Annotated in this window: 12 protein-coding genes; 7 read left to right on the top strand and 5 right to left on the bottom strand. The window is 51.4% G+C overall.

Annotated features, from left to right (window positions below; genetic code table 11):
- Window positions 1-91: 91 nt before the first annotated feature.
- Both tpiA and NDI52_RS15535 read left to right on the top strand, forming a co-directional pair.
- A complete protein-coding gene (tpiA, locus tag NDI52_RS15540) occupies window positions 92-817 on the top strand; it encodes a triose-phosphate isomerase (RefSeq protein WP_190774565.1) in 726 nt (241 codons plus the stop codon).
- Between the two features lie 151 nt (window positions 818-968).
- Window positions 969-2,402: a RecQ family ATP-dependent DNA helicase gene (locus NDI52_RS15535; protein WP_190774566.1), complete on the top strand. Its 1,434-nt coding sequence runs from the start codon at window positions 969-971 to the stop codon at window positions 2,400-2,402.
- 71 nt (window positions 2,403-2,473) lie between these two features.
- On the opposite strand, the gene NDI52_RS15530 is transcribed toward NDI52_RS15535, so the two are convergent.
- Window positions 2,474-3,613 (bottom strand): ATP-binding protein, encoded by a 1,140-nt coding sequence (locus NDI52_RS15530; protein WP_348250388.1) that lies wholly within the window; start codon window positions 3,611-3,613, stop codon window positions 2,474-2,476.
- A gap of 359 nt (window positions 3,614-3,972) precedes the next feature.
- Between NDI52_RS15530 and rimP the strand changes: the two genes are divergently transcribed.
- The 4 genes from rimP to infB all read left to right on the top strand — a co-directional run bounded on the left by rimP (window position 3,973) and on the right by infB (window position 9,972).
- A complete protein-coding gene (gene rimP / locus NDI52_RS15525) occupies window positions 3,973-4,440 on the top strand; it encodes a ribosome maturation factor RimP (RefSeq protein ID WP_190774568.1) in 468 nt (155 codons plus the stop codon).
- A 74-nt stretch (window positions 4,441-4,514) separates the two neighbouring features.
- Window positions 4,515-5,876 (top strand): transcription termination factor NusA, encoded by a 1,362-nt coding sequence (gene nusA, locus NDI52_RS15520; RefSeq protein ID WP_190774569.1) that lies wholly within the window; start codon window positions 4,515-4,517, stop codon window positions 5,874-5,876.
- 401 nt (window positions 5,877-6,277) lie between these two features.
- A complete protein-coding gene (locus tag NDI52_RS15515) occupies window positions 6,278-6,592 on the top strand; it encodes a YlxR family protein (RefSeq protein ID WP_190774570.1) in 315 nt (104 codons plus the stop codon).
- Between the two features lie 284 nt (window positions 6,593-6,876).
- Window positions 6,877-9,972, top strand: coding sequence for a translation initiation factor IF-2 (infB, locus tag NDI52_RS15510; protein ID WP_190774571.1), 3,096 nt, complete (start codon window positions 6,877-6,879; stop codon window positions 9,970-9,972).
- Between the two features lie 152 nt (window positions 9,973-10,124).
- Here infB and coaE read toward each other — a convergent pair whose 3' ends face one another.
- The 3 genes from coaE to NDI52_RS15495 are packed head-to-tail and all read right to left on the bottom strand — an operon-like array spanning window position 10,125 to window position 13,879.
- Window positions 10,125-10,778 (bottom strand): dephospho-CoA kinase, encoded by a 654-nt coding sequence (coaE, locus tag NDI52_RS15505; protein WP_190774572.1) that lies wholly within the window; start codon window positions 10,776-10,778, stop codon window positions 10,125-10,127.
- A 14-nt stretch (window positions 10,779-10,792) separates the two neighbouring features.
- The gene (gene cobA / locus NDI52_RS15500) at window positions 10,793-12,379 is read right to left on the bottom strand and encodes a uroporphyrinogen-III C-methyltransferase (protein WP_190774573.1); all 1,587 of its coding nucleotides are present in this window, start codon (window positions 12,377-12,379) and stop codon (window positions 10,793-10,795) included.
- Window positions 12,380-12,430: 51 nt separating this feature from the next.
- Window positions 12,431-13,879: a carotenoid oxygenase family protein gene (locus tag NDI52_RS15495; protein ID WP_190774574.1), complete on the bottom strand. Its 1,449-nt coding sequence runs from the start codon at window positions 13,877-13,879 to the stop codon at window positions 12,431-12,433.
- Window positions 13,880-14,288: 409 nt separating this feature from the next.
- Between NDI52_RS15495 and NDI52_RS15490 the strand changes: the two genes are divergently transcribed.
- Window positions 14,289-15,509, top strand: a complete 1,221-nt coding sequence (locus NDI52_RS15490; protein WP_190774575.1) for a chloride channel protein — start codon at window positions 14,289-14,291, stop codon at window positions 15,507-15,509.
- A 179-nt stretch (window positions 15,510-15,688) separates the two neighbouring features.
- Here NDI52_RS15490 and NDI52_RS15485 read toward each other — a convergent pair whose 3' ends face one another.
- Window positions 15,689-16,087: a gamma-glutamylcyclotransferase gene (locus NDI52_RS15485; RefSeq protein ID WP_190774576.1), complete on the bottom strand. Its 399-nt coding sequence runs from the start codon at window positions 16,085-16,087 to the stop codon at window positions 15,689-15,691.
- Between the last annotated feature and the right edge of the window lie 46 nt (window positions 16,088-16,133).

Genomic DNA, 16,133 nt, shown 5'->3' with positions numbered 1-16,133 from the left:
TGATTCATCAGGAGAAAACTTGCCCGAGTGATGCAGTTACCCAGTAAACTGTAGTTTGGCTAAAAACGTTATCAACCCCAACTGAATTACCGTGCGCAGGAAGGTTATCGCTGGCAACTGGAAAATGTATAAGACTCAGGCGGAGGCTAAACAATTCCTTCAGGAATTTTTGCCCCACATTGAGGATACGCCCGAGGATCGGGAAGTCATTCTGTGTGTCCCATTCACTGATTTGGCAGTGATGTCCCATAACCTGCACGGTAGCCGTGTTCGACTGGGCGCACAAAATGTTCACTGGGCAGCAGAAGGAGCCTACACAGGTGAAATCTCCGCTCCGATGTTGGTCGAACTGAGCGTTCGCTATGTCGTGATTGGGCACAGCGAGCGGCGGCAGTATTTTGGGGAAACCGACGAGACGGTTAATTTACGCTTAAAAGCAGCGCAGCAAGCTGGTTTAACTCCCATTCTCTGTGTGGGTGAAACGAAGCAACAGCGTGATGCTGGGCAAACCGAAGCTGTGATTCTGAAGCAGATCGAGAGCGATCTCGTAGATATTGATTTGAGCAATCTTGTGATTGCTTATGAGCCCATCTGGGCGATCGGAACAGGGGACACCTGCGAAACATCCGAAGCAGATCGAGTGATTGGAATTATCCGTAAAGAATTGAAGAATCCTGATGTTCCAATTCAATACGGCGGCTCTGTTAAGCCTGAGAATATCGACGAAATTATGGCTCAGAACGAGATTGATGGAGTTCTAGTAGGCGGTGCTAGTCTCTCTCCCCAGGGATTTGGGCGCATTGTGAACTATCAGTAGTAATCGACTGATCCAAACTGAACATCCTCCTGAAAAACATTTTCAGGAGGATGTTTTATGTTTGGCTCACCGGGAATTTAGCGCATTACTTAAAGTGATGATGAGCCCTCTTTTCTGTCGGGAATCCTGAAATTAATCAGGAGGCTCATCTATGCATTCAACAACACAGCACGGTTGGGATGTTGTTCGCGCAGAATTTCAACGAATTTGGGGCTATTCCGACTTTCGGCCGCCTCAAGGGGAAATTGTACGGTGTCTATTAGAAGGAAAAGATTCCCTCATTATCCTGCCGACAGGGGGAGGAAAGTCTATTTGCTTTCAACTTCCAGCGTTGATGCAGCAAGGGTTAACATTAGTTGTGTCGCCTCTCGTAGCTTTAATGGAGAATCAGGTGCAGGAGTTGCGATCGCGCGACTTACCCGCTGCCTCTCTGCACAACGAAGTTTCTGCTCACCAGCGCCGCCGAACACTACAAAATCTCCAGCGGTTGCGGTTGCTTTACCTTTCACCTGAGACTCTACTCAGTAGTACAGTCTGGGAGCGTCTTTGCGACCCAAAACTTAAGATTAACGGCCTCATCTTAGATGAAGCGCACTGTCTCGTTCAGTGGGGAGATACCTTTCGCCCTGCCTATCGGAGGTTAGGAGCTGTACGGCCTGCCTTGCTCAAACACAAACCACCAGGGAGTCAGATCGCAATCGCCGCCTTCACAGCCACTGCTGACCCAGCAGCTCAACGTATTATCCGTGATTGCCTGCAACTCCAGAACCCGGTGCAATTTCTCAATAACCCTTATCGAGAAAACCTGGCTCTTAGCGTTCAGACAGTTTGGACACCTCGCGGTCGTCGCCAAACTTTACTGAACTACATTCGTGAGCATAAAGACACTGCGGGTTTGGTCTATGTACGCACCCGCCGCGATAGTGAAGAATTAGCTGCCTGGCTAGGCGAGAAAGGGTTTCGCACGACAGGCTATCATGCTGGGCTTAGCCCACAGGAGCGGCGTCAGGTCGAAAACGCTTGGATAAACGACGAAATGCTCTTCGTAATTTGTACCTCTGCTTTCGGCATGGGCATCAATAAACCAAATGTCCGTTGGGTCATTCACTACCATGCGCCAATGCTGCTTTCAGAATATGTGCAGGAGGTGGGGCGAGCCGGACGGGATGGCAAGCCGTCAAAGGCCCTGACGTTGGTCAGTGAACGAACAGGGTGGCTTGATCCCGATGATAAGCAACGGCAGCAGTTTTTCCGAGAGCGGGAGCGATCGCTCCTTCGCACGGCTCAAAATCTTGCAGGCCAGCTTCCCAAATTGGGGGAGGTCGCGACGGTATCCCGACAGTTTAAGGATGGGGCGATCGCTCTTTCCCTCCTCCACAGCTCAGGTCAGCTACGGTGGACCGACCCCTTTCACTATGTAATTCAATCCAAAGCGAATTCTGCTGTGCCCCAAACGGCTCAACCTATAGAGGCGTACCTTTATGGGCGTGGGTGCCGTTGGCAGTATTTGCTACGAGCATTTGGATTTACAACGGAAGCGGAAGGTTTTCGCTGTGGGACGTGCGATCGCTGCCTTCGCCGTTAGTCATCGCTACCTCAGCTCAAGAGGGAGTGAGAGCTTTGCTCTCACTCCCTCTTGAGCTGAAAGGATAAAACTTATGCTTGTACGCTAGCTTCCTCTGTCCAGGTTCGTGCCGGATTGAGAGGCAGCGTGAACCAGAACCGGGCACCCCCTTCAGGGCAATTTGCGACGTGGATATCGCCCCCGTGAGCTCGAATAATTTGTTGGCAAAGATGAAGTCCAATTCCCAGGCCATTGGTATGGCGGGTATTCGGCCCCCGCTCGAATAGCTTGAACAGATACTCGCATTGCTCTGCCGAGATGCCAGCCCCGTTATCCTGCACACTGCATTGAATGCGATCGCCCACCAATTGAGCTTCAACTTGCATCTCAACACCGGGTGGATTGTGCTTCAGAGCATTTTCCACCAGGTTCTTCAACACTCGGCAAATCTGGATGGGATCAAGTTGGATTGTCGGCAAATCAGTCGGGATGACATAGTTTAAGGTCGCCTGGTTTCTGTGAAGCCATGGCTTCATTTCACAGAGGATGGTGGGAATAAACTGCCCCAGGGCAACGGGTTCGTAGTGCAAGGACAGAGGGCGAGTTACTTCAGTGTGGGTATCGAGAAGCGCATCGATCAGACTGAGGTGGCGATCGCTCCCCTGCACCATCCGTTCTACAAAGGAGCGGGGAACAGGAATCTGTTCATCATTTTGAGTGCAGGTAATACTATTTCCCTGAAGCAGATTTTGAAACACCATCTGCATACCCAATACGGGGTTCCGCAGGTCATGGGATACCGCATGGAGCAACAGCCGCAGAGATTGTTCGGTTCGCTGGAGCTGCTGCTGTTGTAAGTAGGACTGCTGCTCTAATTTGCTAAGTCGAAGCCAGGTGTCGACCCGTACTTGAACTTCGCGAAAGCTGAAAGGCTTATATAAATAGTCGGTAATACCAAATTGGAATCCCTTGTCTTTATCAAAATTTGTTTGGGTTTCCGTAATTAGCAGAATTGGAATGGTTTCTAAAGGAGGATAACCCCGTAGCTCAGTGCACAAGGTAAAACTGTCCATCCCTACCGTGTTCCAGTCCATCAGGATGAGAACCGGTAAGCAGTGAGCAGCCTGAGCGATCGCCGCTTTACCATTTGCTACAGCGACTACTGGGCGATCTACCGTCGATAGGGCTTGGCTTATGCCATCTTGTACCGCCGGATCCGTTGTAATTAGCAAAATCGTCTCAGCTACCAACGCCGTGTCTATGCCTCCAAGAAAACCATAAGCTCCTTAACCTTGTCCCTCATCATAATGGCCCCCGAAAGGAGGCTACCTCATGCTAGTGGGTGTTTTCCCCTCTGGTGTTTCTTGCTCTGCAGATGGAGAGCGTGATGCATCCTATACGTTTTTTAACTATAGGGTGCCGTGATGAAGGGGAGCGATGAACCTATATGCCCGATCTGAAAACCATGCGTTAAAATGAAATTTAGTGGAGGTGCAGCCTCTGCACCCTCGGACATATTTCTGTCAGAAGTGGGCCAAACCCGCTTTTTTTTGTTTCAATTTTTCGGGAATTTGCTCCCGCCTTCGCTACTATGACCCATCCCCTTATCCCACAAGTCCTCGAATTGGCTGCCCCTGTCGCAGAACCCCTGGGGCTGGAAGTTGTAGGGGCTGTGTTCCATACCAATCAAAATCCACCCGTGTTGCGGGTCGACATTCGCAATCTTCAGCAGGATACAGGTCTTGAAGACTGTGAGCGCATGAGCCAGGCCTTAGAAACAGCCTTAGATGAGGCCGCTCTCATTCCTGACGCCTATGTCCTGGAGGTATCCAGCCCGGGAGTCCCCGAATTGTTGACCACTGAGCGAGAATTTATTTCTTTCAAGGGGTTTCCGGTAACGGTGACCGTAACAGAACCCTATAAAGGTCAAATGACCTGGAGCGGTCAGCTCGTGCGACGGGATGACGAAGCCATTCACCTCACTCGTAAGGGTCGGGCGATCGCCATTCCCCGCTCACTCATTCAATCCGTTCACCTGGATAATCATCCGGAGTCCTAACTTCTATATCGCTCACCTGTCTGGCACCATCGCACCTAGTCGCCCCCACATCATTTCGGAGGTTTTCCCTATCTATGTCAATGTTTACGCTAGCCGGCCTTCAAGACATGATCGACAGTATCAGTCGCGAGCGCAATCTGCCGAAAACAGCCGTTCATGCGGCGTTACGGGAAGCCCTCCTGAAAGGCTATGAGCGGTATCGCCGCACCAACCGCCCCGATAGCCAGATTTTTGATGAAGAATATTTCGATAACTTTGAGGTCGAGCTCGATATCGAAGAAGAGGGCTTCCGTATTCTGGCAACCAAAGCCATTGTTGAAACAGTTTCTAACCCTGACCACGAAATTGCTCTGAATGAAGTACAGGAAGTAGCTCCCGAAGCTCAATTGGGTGATACGGTTGTGCTCGATGTCACGCCAGACCAGAGCGACTTTGGTCGGATGGCTGCTATCCAGACGAAGCAGGTGCTCGCTCAGAAGCTGCGGGATCAGCAGCGTAAACTGGTGCAGGAAGAGTTTCAGGAGCTAGAAAATAGCGTTCTGTCAGCTCGGGTGCTGCGATTTGAGCGCCAGTCTGTCATCATGGCCGTCAGCAGTGGTTTTGGCCAACCGGAAGTGGAAGCTGAATTGCTCAAGCGAGATCAACTTCCCAACGATAATTATCGCGCGAATGCCACCTTCAAAGTTTTTCTGAAGCGAGTTTCTGAAGGTGCCCACCGGGGACCGCAGTTGCTTGTGTCGCGTACGGATGCCGGTTTGGTGGTTGATTTATTCGCCAATGAGGTGCCGGAAATCGAGGAGGAAATCGTACGGATTGTGGCCGTCGCGCGGGAAGCCAATCCTCCGTCACGCTCCGTTGGGCCTCGTACCAAAATTGCTGTAGATACCTTTGAACGGGATGTGGATCCCGTAGGAGCGTGTATTGGAGCTCGGGGTTCTCGTATTCAGGCTGTGGTTAACGAACTGCGGGGTGAGAAAATTGACGTAATTCGTTGGTCTCCCGACCCTGCGACCTACATTGCTAATGCCCTCAGTCCTGCGCGGGTAGAGCAAGTTATTCTAGTGAATCCTGAAGAAATGCAGGCTCACGTCCTGGTTCCAGATGACCAGCTTAGTTTAGCGATCGGTAAGGAAGGCCAAAACGTGCGTCTGGCAGCTCGTTTGACGGGCTGGAAGATCGACATCAAGGATTCTGCGAAATACGACTTTGAAGCCGAAAGCCGCAAAATGGCTGAGCTGGCTGAGCAACGGAAGGCCGAGCAAGCTGCCCGTGCGTTAGAAGATGCCTATGAAGACGAGGACTACGAAGATGAGGACGATGTAGCTCCCGAAGAGGCAGAAGAGGCGATCGCCTACACCGATGAGAATGAAGTGAATGCCGACGGGTTCGGGGTTGCTAGTGCCAGTGCTCTACAACGACCCGACGCCAACGCTTAATCACGGTTAGGGCGCGTTTTAAGCTTGCTGAAGGCGTTGTTTTCGTGCGCTTCGCGCACGAAAACAACGATCAAAGCAGGCTCTAGTAATTCAGGCCATCCTGTTTGTTGATCAATAATGCTGGAAGAGCCTGAGCTGTAATTTAGCCCCGTACCTTTACACTAGTAGGCTGCGGCTTAAGTTTGCAACCTATGTTTTTGTGTGGGGTGCGAAGCACCCCACACAAAAACATAGGTGATGGATTTCCGCCTCAGCGTACTAGGCTTCTAAAATCTAAAGGCTAAAATTTTCCTATCTGAAGTGGGAGAAATTGGAAGTTGGGAAAATTACAAAAACCGAAAAAAATACGGAAATCCTCCACAACCTCCGGCTTTCACGTTAAGCTGGTGTAGGTAGGTACTATGGAACGGGATTATAGACGGTGTGTTGGCTGTCGCCAAGTAGCTCATAAACGCTACCTCTGGCGTGTGGTGCGTGTTTTTCCATCACGCTCTGTGCAGCTAGGCGAAGGGACTGGGCGTTCAGCCTATCTCTGCCCAAATGAGGCCTGTCTGCGAGTCGCGCAAAAGAAGAACGCTTTAGGGCGATCGCTAAAAGTTCCAGTATCGCCAGAAACCTATCAAATGCTTTGGCAACGCCTCTCTGAGGCAGAGCACGACCAGACCAAGCTTTCGCAGGGAGGCGCTGTGACACTGATGAACGACTTAAACCGCTAACCTGCGCTTCATGAATTCGAAGCCTTGGTCGGACAAAACCTGTCGATTGATAGTTAAGCGATCGCTACAGGGTAGATATTTCAACCTTTTGTTTCCCGACTAAGCGTTTCTTCGTTAGGATGTAAAACGAATCACACCACCACGTCATTGGATTAGAAACGAATCGAAAAACATTCGATAGATGACTCAAGGGCGTCACCCAGGTGTGGAATGATGAAGATGTAATCCTATTCCAGGGAGTAGGGGCTATGTAACAATGGGTCGGTGCAACGAGGGGAGAGTGGATGAACAACGGCAAAGTGAGAATTTACGAACTTTCCAAAGAATTGAATCTAGATAACCGAGAAATTTTGGACGTCTGCGAACAATTGAACATTCCAGTTAAAAGCCATAGCAGCACTATCTCCGAAGCGGAGGCTGCTCGTATCCGTTCGGCTGCCGAGAAGGGGGTTCAGCACTCCGTTGCGACCCGCTCTAGCACCCCTTCTTCTACGCCTTTGCCACGTAAGGATAAGCCTCAACCACCAATTAAGAAGAAACAACAAATTCTAGAGATCCGTCGTCAACCTCCATCCGCCGAGCCGCCTAAGCGCCCGGCTGTTCCGGTGCCGCCATCATCTCCTGAGCCGGTTGCAAGTGTGAGCCCCGAGCCTGCATTTGCACCTGCACCTGTTGCGGCAACTCCTACGCAACCCGTTCCGCGGCCTGTGTTGACGAAGCGTCCCGCACGGCCTAACGAAGAAGAAGTGGCTATCGAGCCAGAAGAGGCGCCAGTTTTAGAGGCTCCTCCTCAAGAGGAGGTTGCGGCACTTCAAGAACCCGTGGCCCCAGTGCCATCGGCCCCTGTTCCTGAGCCTAAGGCTCCTTCGCTAATTGGGCCGCCTGTTAAGCCTTCTGTTCGGGCTCCGGAACCTTCCCCTGCCCCTACACCTGCAGCACCTCCTGTCGCTACATCAGGGGTTGGTCGGCCTGTGTTGAAGAAGCCTAGCCAGTTGCGACAGCAACCTGCTATGGATGATGATACGTCTGCGCCGCCGAAGCGACCTATGGTGGTTGTGAAGCGGGGGCAATCCGATGAGAATGGCAATAATGGTGGTCGGCCTGAGGCCACTCCTCCAGTTCGTCGTGATAAGCCCGTCATCGAACTGCGGAATAAGCCTGTGCGTCCCGCTGATCGGGTTGCCGCTGATGGATCTGCTACAGCAGGTACGGTCCCAGTTGCTGATGTTGCAGATTTAGAGCTGAAACGCCCTGATCGTCCCACGCCTTCAAAATCCATCAAGCGTGGCGGCCGTCGTCGGGATGAGGATGAAGAAGAGCGGGAAGCCGCTCGGGTTGCGAAACCTGCTGCCAAAGGGAAGCGGCGATCGCAAGTTGAAATTGACGAAGACATTGAGTTGGATGATACTCTGGACGGCCAGAGTGAAGAGGACGCTAATGCCGCAATGGTACGGATGTCCTTGGCCCGCCCACCCAAGCCTAAGAGCAGTAAACCTGCGGCTAAGCCTGCTGCGATTGCTGCTCCGAAGAAGAAATCCTCCTCTTCGGATGGGCGGAGTCATCGTCGCGATCGCCGTGAGCAAGATGTTCAAGAACGTCCGGAAGTCATCACGCTTACAGGTGGTGTAACGGTGGCAGAACTGGCAGAACAATTGGTGGTTCCGGAAACCGAAATCATCAAAGCCCTGTTCATGAAAGGCATCATGACCACCGTTAATCAGATGCTGGACGTGCCTACAGCCACTGCAGTTGCTGAAGAATTTAGCGTTCTTGTGGACGCAGCTGTGGGTGAGGCAGAGGCGAAGAAAGTTACCGAAATGCTGGATGCAGCCGACATGGAAAACCTCCATCGTCGTCCCCCAGTGGTAACCATCATGGGCCACGTAGACCACGGGAAAACCACCCTGCTGGATTCCATCCGGAAGACCAAAGTGGCTCAAGGCGAGGCTGGCGGTATTACCCAGCACATTGGCGCCTACCACGTTGATGTGGAGCACAATGGCCGGGAAGAGCAGGTTGTCTTCCTGGATACGCCGGGTCACGAAGCCTTTACCGCCATGCGTGCTCGGGGTGCCCGAGTGACCGACGTAGCGGTGCTGGTTGTAGCGGCTGATGACGGGGTACGTCCTCAAACAATTGAGGCTATCAGTCACGCCAAGGCAGCAGAAGTTCCTATCGTCGTTGCTATCAACAAGGTTGATAAGGAACAGGCCAACCCCGATCGGGTGAAGCAAGAGCTGATGGAGTACGGCCTTGTGCCTGAAGAGTGGGGCGGCGACACCATTATGGTGCCGGTCAGTGCACTCACAGGCGATAACCTGGACACCCTCCTGGAGATGTTACTACTGGTAACTGAGGTAGAAGACCTCCAAGCTAACCCCGATCGCCCAGCCAAGGGTACGGTGATTGAAGCCAACCTTGATAAGGCGAAAGGTCCTGTTGCAACACTGCTCGTACAAAACGGTACGCTGCGGGTCGGTGACGTGCTGGTTGCAGGTTCTGTCTTGGGCCGTGTGCGAGCCATGGTCGATGACCGGGGCAAGCGCGTGAAGGAAGCTCTCCCATCCTTTGCGGTGGAAGTGTTGGGTCTGAGCGATGTACCTGCCGCTGGTGACGAGTTCGATGTGTATCGGGATGAGAAAGAAGCCCGGTCACTCGCCGATCAGCGCACAGATCAGCAACGTCAGTCTCGTCTGCAACAGGCTATGGCCTCTCGCCGTGTGAGCCTCAGCACCCTATCTGCTCAAGCGCAGGAAGGGGAACTGAAGGAACTCAACTTGGTGCTGAAGGGCGATGTGCAAGGTTCGGTGGAAGCGATTCTGGCTTCCTTGCAGCAGCTGCCTCAGAAGGAAGTGCAGATTCGTGTACTACTGGCAGCACCGGGCGAAATCACTGAAACTGACGTGGATCTGGCGGCGGCTAGTAACGCAGTCATCATCGGGTTCAACACAACCTTTGCAAGCGGTGCCCGTAAGGCAGCCGATGATGCAGGGGTGGATGTGCGGGATTACAACATCATCTACAAGTTGTTAGAGGATGTGCAGGGGGCCATGGAAGGTCTGCTAGATCCCGAACTGGTGGAAGAGCCTCTGGGTCAGGTAGAAGTGCGAGCGGTATTCCCCGTTGGCAAGGGTACGGTGGCTGGATGTTACGTACAGTCTGGCAAGATCATTCGGAACACCCGGATGCGCGTGTCTCGTAATGGCTCCATTGTTCACGAAGGTAATCTCGATTCGCTTAAGCGGATGCGGGATGATGTGAAGGAAGTGGCAGCTGGATATGAGTGCGGTATCGGCTCCGATGACTTCAGAGATTGGAAGGAAGGTGACATTATTAATGTTTACCGCCTGGTAACTAAGCGCCGTACGTTGACGGTGTAAGTTGTTCAATCTGCGATAGTTTCAAATCAAAAAAGCGCGACCCATTAGGTCGCGCTTTTTATTTGGACAGATTGCAAACGATTACTGTGTATGTGCAGGAAGGGGTATGAAGTGGTTCTTTCTGCGTGCCAGCTTAAAGACAATACAACCTTCTAGGGGTTCTTATGACTTGAAATTTCGATGTGAATGGCCTGGTCAATGTTGTGGAACAAAGCTTCTAGAGTTGAGTTGTTGTCGATAATAATATCTGCCCGTCGGAGTTTTTCTTCAATGGGCATTTGGCTGTTGATGCGATCGTGAATTTGTTCTAAGGTCAGGAGGCCGCTGGTGTCGCGTTCTTGGAGACGGTTGATTTGGCGCGATCGCTCACACTGCACCACCCAAATCTCTGTTACCAGATCTGTCATGCGGGCCTCGAATAGAAGTGGAATAACCAGAACGACGGTGGGATAGGTAATGGGATCAAGGCCACTGAGTTCGGATTGGATGCGATCGCGCACATAGGGATGAATTCGTTTCTCTAGCCAATGCAGTTCTGTCTGACAGCTGAAAACAATTTCACCAAGTCGCACCCGGTTCAGATCCCCGTTTGGCAGCAATACGTTGGAACCGTAGCGCTCTCCAATTTCCTGTACTAAAGCTGAGCCTGGGGCAACGGCGTCTCGTGCATAAATGTCTGCATCCAAAATGGGCAGTTGGTAGGCTGTGGCCAGGTAATTTGAAATTGTTGTTTTGCCCATGCCGATACCGCCCGTGAGCCCGATAACTCGTTGGGATGGACGGTTGGCCTGACCCTGCGTTGCCATGCTGTCGGGGATGCCTATTCCGTAATCGGATCTGATGAGGATGCCCATTGCGCCAGTGTCGTTGTGAGTCCTTCTAGAGTGTATTCTGTGGCTTCTATGTCCACCCGCCCCAGCCATCGGCGGCAGGCATCTGAGGTTTGGGGGCCAATGGAGGCAATGCACACGGAGGCTAATAATGGATCGACATCAAGCCCATGCTGTTTTAATAACTGATGGAAGCATTGCACCGTTTTAGAACTGGCGAACGTAATCGCCTGGATGTGCTGTGCTTCAAGAGCTTGCTGAATATCCACTGTTAATGTCTGCGTACACCCTGATTGATAAGCGGCTACTTCTGTAACTCGAGCACCTGCTTGAGTGAATTCCTGCACCAACACATCCCGGCCCCCAGTTTCAACGCGAGGAAAGAGGATCTGAAGCTCCTTGAGAGGTTCAGGAAAGTGTTCTACCAGGGCATCGGCCACAAAATCGGGTGGTATGAAATCAGCCTGAAGGCCATAACCTTTAAGCTGTTGAGCAGTTTTCTTCCCAACAACGGCAATTTTGACTTCCGCCAGGGCACGAGCATCCTTTCCCTGAGCGGTTAACCGTTGGAAGAAGTAATCAACACCGTTCGTGGATGTCAGAATTAGCCATTGGAATTGGGAGAGCTGAGCGATCGCCCCGTCCAAAGCATTCCAGCTAGAAGGCGGACCCACCTCGATAGCAGGCATTTCTAGTACGGTTGCTCCCTGAGCTTGTAGCAACTTGGCAAACTGGCTGGACTGTCCCGCTGAGCGAGTGATCAGCACCGTGTGCCCCGTTAGGGGAAGGGGGAGGGTTGACGTTTCAGACACGGTCAGAGGAGGAGATGTTTCAGGATGATTATACGGGGTGGGGGGATTTCCCTGAAGGTATGGACGTAGACCCACCACTTCTCCGATGACCAAAACCGCTGGAGAGAGAGATTGGCGGGCTACCTGCTGAACAATGGTTTGTAGAGTTCCGGCCCAAACTTGTTGATCTGGATGTCCGGCCCAGCGAATGATGGCGATGGGAGTGTGTGGCGATCGCCCTGCTGCGATCAGCCGCTCCACAATATTTGCCACATGCCGTGCCCCCATAAGCATGACCAGGGTTTCAATCCCAACCAAGCTACTCCAATCCAAGGCTTCCGGTTCGTGAGCGCTGAGCACGGCAAAGCATCGGCTCATCACAGGATCGGTCAAGGGGATTCCGGCCAGTAGTGGGCCTGCTAGTGCGGATGACAATCCTGGGACGACTTCAACGGCAATGCCTGCACGGGTAAGTGCCTGAATTTCGGATGTGCTACGACCAAATACGAAGGGATCGCCGCTTTTCAGGCGTACAACCTGATGACCTTGCTGGCAATGCTGTACGAGGAGATCATCAATCTCGGATTGAGTCAAGCTGGGTTGACCACCCCGCTTACCGACGCTGATAGAAGTGCAGGTCTTGGGGACAACATCCAGCATTGCCGGATCAACCAGGGCGTCGTAGAGCACGACATCAGCCTGCTGAAGCAGGTGATATCCCCGTAGCGTGAGGTAATCAATCCGGCCAGGACCAGCACCAATTAGATAAGCTTTGCCAGCGGGCATAGGAACGAGAGGGGAACAGCAACCAGTGACTGTACAATCCACCTGATCTAATTATCGGCTTTTCCAGGTGCCATGAAAACTGTGGGGAATGACGCCAGGGAGAGCGAGGCGGCAGCAGGGGCCCTCTTGAAGGCGATCGCTCTCATAGACCCAAACCTCACTGCGATCCAGGTTGCCATCGTAAACAACCGTTAAAACCCAACCGCACTCCGGATCGTCAGAGCCTGGGGCAAACAGGGGCTCAGATGGGTAACGCCCTAAGCCAGCATCGGCAATGGTAAGGGTTTCACTGGGATGGTGGTAGCGGGCGATAGTTCCAAACAATTCTCCCCGTTCCATATCGCCGGGGCGATGAACGCACAGGTAAGTGTAGGGGGTCGCTTCCCCAACGTAATGTAGAGGTATGGTAGGAAACTCGCAGTCCGCTTCAACCAGAGGTTCCGCCCCAATAACCTGGCCTGACTGGGGATTGATGCGTATTTGCCAGAAGCTTCCTTGTGCGCGCGTCTGGACCTGGCCCTGAGCTACTTCCTGCAGATACGCATTGGTCTTGAAATCGGAGTACCTCACCATGGTTAAGCCAATTGAGCCATCAGCATCAATCAGCCCATTGCCAAAGTGCCACTGATACCAGGGTTCTGCCTCAGCCCGACTGATGAGTTGTAGGGTTTCTCGGTCAAAGATGAGAATTTCGGTACCCTGTTCTGGTTTCCAGTACATAGCATCGCTGGCACTTTTGAGATTGAGAAGCAGGGGCAGGATTTGGATACGGACGGGAGGGATGGCAAACACCAGGTAGGGGCCTGCCAGCACAAAATCATGAATTAAAGGAATGCCCTGAAGCAGGAAGGTATTTTGGCACAAGAGGCGACCGTGGCGATCGCTTCGATACAGATTCAGCGTTGCCTCTTTCCCGAAGCTCACTCCAAAATTGTAGATTTCGCCCGTCTGGGGATCACGCTTGGGATGGGCGGAGTAGGGTTTGGATTTCAGCCCTTCCAAGGGACTGATTCCCTGGGTTATCAGGGTATCCAATGTCAGGGCATGGGGTTCCCCAGCTTCCCAGAGAGCCAGGAGGCGATCGCTGTTGCCAGCTTCAGTTTCACCTTCCACGACCATGACGGAAGTGTTCGCCACATTTTTGGGTGGTTTGCCAAAGCTGGTCCAGATGGGACCGGATGGGATCGTTCCGTAGTTGCCAAAAATGAGGCGATCGGCTTTGGCCTCAGCTTGATACCCTGCCGTTTGGACGTAGCGATAAGTCGCCGTTGCCTGTCCTTCGCCAATGTGAACCGCTAGAATCGCTCCGTCGCCATCAAACCAGTGACCCATCCGTTGGCTGCCCCGTTCCAATCGGGCCGGGCCATTGCGGTAGAGGGTGCCATGCAAATCTTCTGGGATAGAACCTTCTAATAGGGTCAGGGGTGTCAATGGAAATTCACCCGCCGGACGAGTTACTGCCGTTGCCCACAAGGGAAGGCGAGGGGAAGAAACAACCATGAAAAGATTTCCTGAGGAAAATTACAGCGGGAAGTTGTTCATCCCTGTACTCTCTGCGATCGCACACCCAGTTGGATGTGCTCGCCCAAGTCGCTATCCCACCATACCAGGCGGTTCTAACGTTGGGCCTGTGCTTCGGGGCAGAATTGATTAATCCTCCTCCTAAGGTTATATAGGCAAGGAACCGTATCAAGTTATACAAATCTATGAAGGGTTAGGGCTGTAAATCACTCTGCTCCAGATATACTGTTTGGGAATTTAGTAAAGGAATCTTTGAAGCATTAATTTGTTCTATGTAATGCATAGAGGGATAACCCTTTCTTGGACCTGCCAAGCACTTAGTATTTAGCAGAGATCTCCTGTAATTTGTCATTTCAAAGCCTACGGAATTATCGAGTAGTCACAAACAATGAGCCAGAACCAAAATCCATTTACGTTCACTCGCACTGTCTTGCTTTGGACTTCACTAGGAATTGTTTGCGGTCTATTTGCCTCAATTTATTGGATTGTTTTGTCTCATCTTATTCAAGGTTTTGAACAAGTTAGTGGAATTTCTCTACTATTTGTAATGCCTCTGGCTGGATTACTGATTGGCCTGGTCATTCATAAATTAGGAAATCCTGGGGAAATTGGCTTAATTATTGACAATATTCACCTCAACGAAGGGCGCTTATCTATGAGGGAAAATCCCTCTATGATTTTGTCGTCTTTGATTAGTATTGCAAGTGGCGGAAGTGCCGGACCTGAAGCACCGATGGTGCAGGTAACAGGTTCGATGGGAACCTGGTTAGCCGATCGCTATCGTGTTAGTGGAGATGCCCTACGAACCTTGAGTATTGCCGGAATGGCATCAGGGTTTACGGTGCTCTTTGGAGCTCCTTTAGGAGGAGCTTTTTTTGCACTAGAAATTCTTCACCATCAGCATGTTGTTGAATATTACGAAGCTATCTTGCCAGCTATTATCGCAAGCTGTGCAAGCTATGTCGTTTTTGTGGCAATTACTCAACTGGGGCTTGGGCCAACCTGGCACTTTCCCCAATACAGCATTAATAGCGTGAATGACTTTGTGGCAGCGATCGCATTCGGTATTGTGGGGGCGATCGCTGGCTGGCTATTTATTCTAATTTTTCGTTTCTGTACTCGACAGTTTGAATCCTTAAAAGCAATTTATGTGCGAACAACCCTGGCAGGCTTGGGGCTTGGAATTTTGGCCAATTTATTTCCCCTGACTCGCTTCTTTGGAGAGCATCAATTAGAACAGGTGATCGATGGTAACTTTCAATTACCGTTTTTGTTTGGGTTAATTGTTGCCAAGATGCTTGCTATCAGTATTACTGTAGCGGGAGGATGGCGTGGAGGAATTATTATTCCACTCTTCTTTATTGGTGCTTGCCTCGGCAAGGCTATGATTATGCTGAATGCTGGGTTAGACGAATCTTTGGCGATGATTTGCATTATGGCGGCCCTCAACGCAACCGTAACTCGAACACCCATTAGCACCACATTATTACTTGCTAAGTTAACTGGATTTAGCACCTTTGCTCCGATTCTTTTTGCCAGTGTCGTAGGTTTCTTGCTGGCTCCTCGGCATCCCTTTATTGCCTCTCAAATGAAAATGCGCCAGGAATGATTTAGATTCTCAATTATCATTCCTGCTGAGACATAGGACAAAAAGAGTGAGGCGGCGCATTGCGCCGCCTCACTCTTTTTGTCCTAACGAAAATGGCTACAGCTGTATATCTTAAGAACTCGTTTGAAACGAGTGATTTTTCATGCACTAAATGCACGAGAAATGAACCCAAAGTTGAATTAAGCGGTTGCAGTGACGGACTGCTTGTAAGCAACCCAACCACCGTAATTAGAAATATCTTCCCACCCATATTCTTCCACTTTCTCACGAGGGTAGAGAAAGGCTGTGGCAACTCCACCGTCTTGCAGAGGTACTTCTACCGGATACATGTGGGGGGGCTCGTTGGTAGCCAGGTAATCAAACTGTTCAATCGTCATTTCATACACTTCACCGGGAATAGAAATGCCGCCTTCTTCAACTTCATAAATTCCGGGATGCCAACCATTTTGTACAGAATGCAGCCGATAAAGTGGTTGTGTTTTGGCCTCTGCAATGAATTTGGCTTCCCCTAAATTCTGGTGGTCGGGTTGCCCCCGCAGCGCTGAACCACAGATAAAAACACGGCGAGTCTCGGTCATGGTGTAGTCCTTCCTGACAAAATCAAATGAATTAGACTGTAGAGTA

The organism is Leptolyngbya sp. PL-A3 (assembly GCF_039962325.1).
GTDB lineage: Bacteria > Cyanobacteriota > Cyanobacteriia > Elainellales > Elainellaceae > Vacuolonema.
This window is presented reverse-complemented; position numbering and strand designations above follow the sequence as displayed.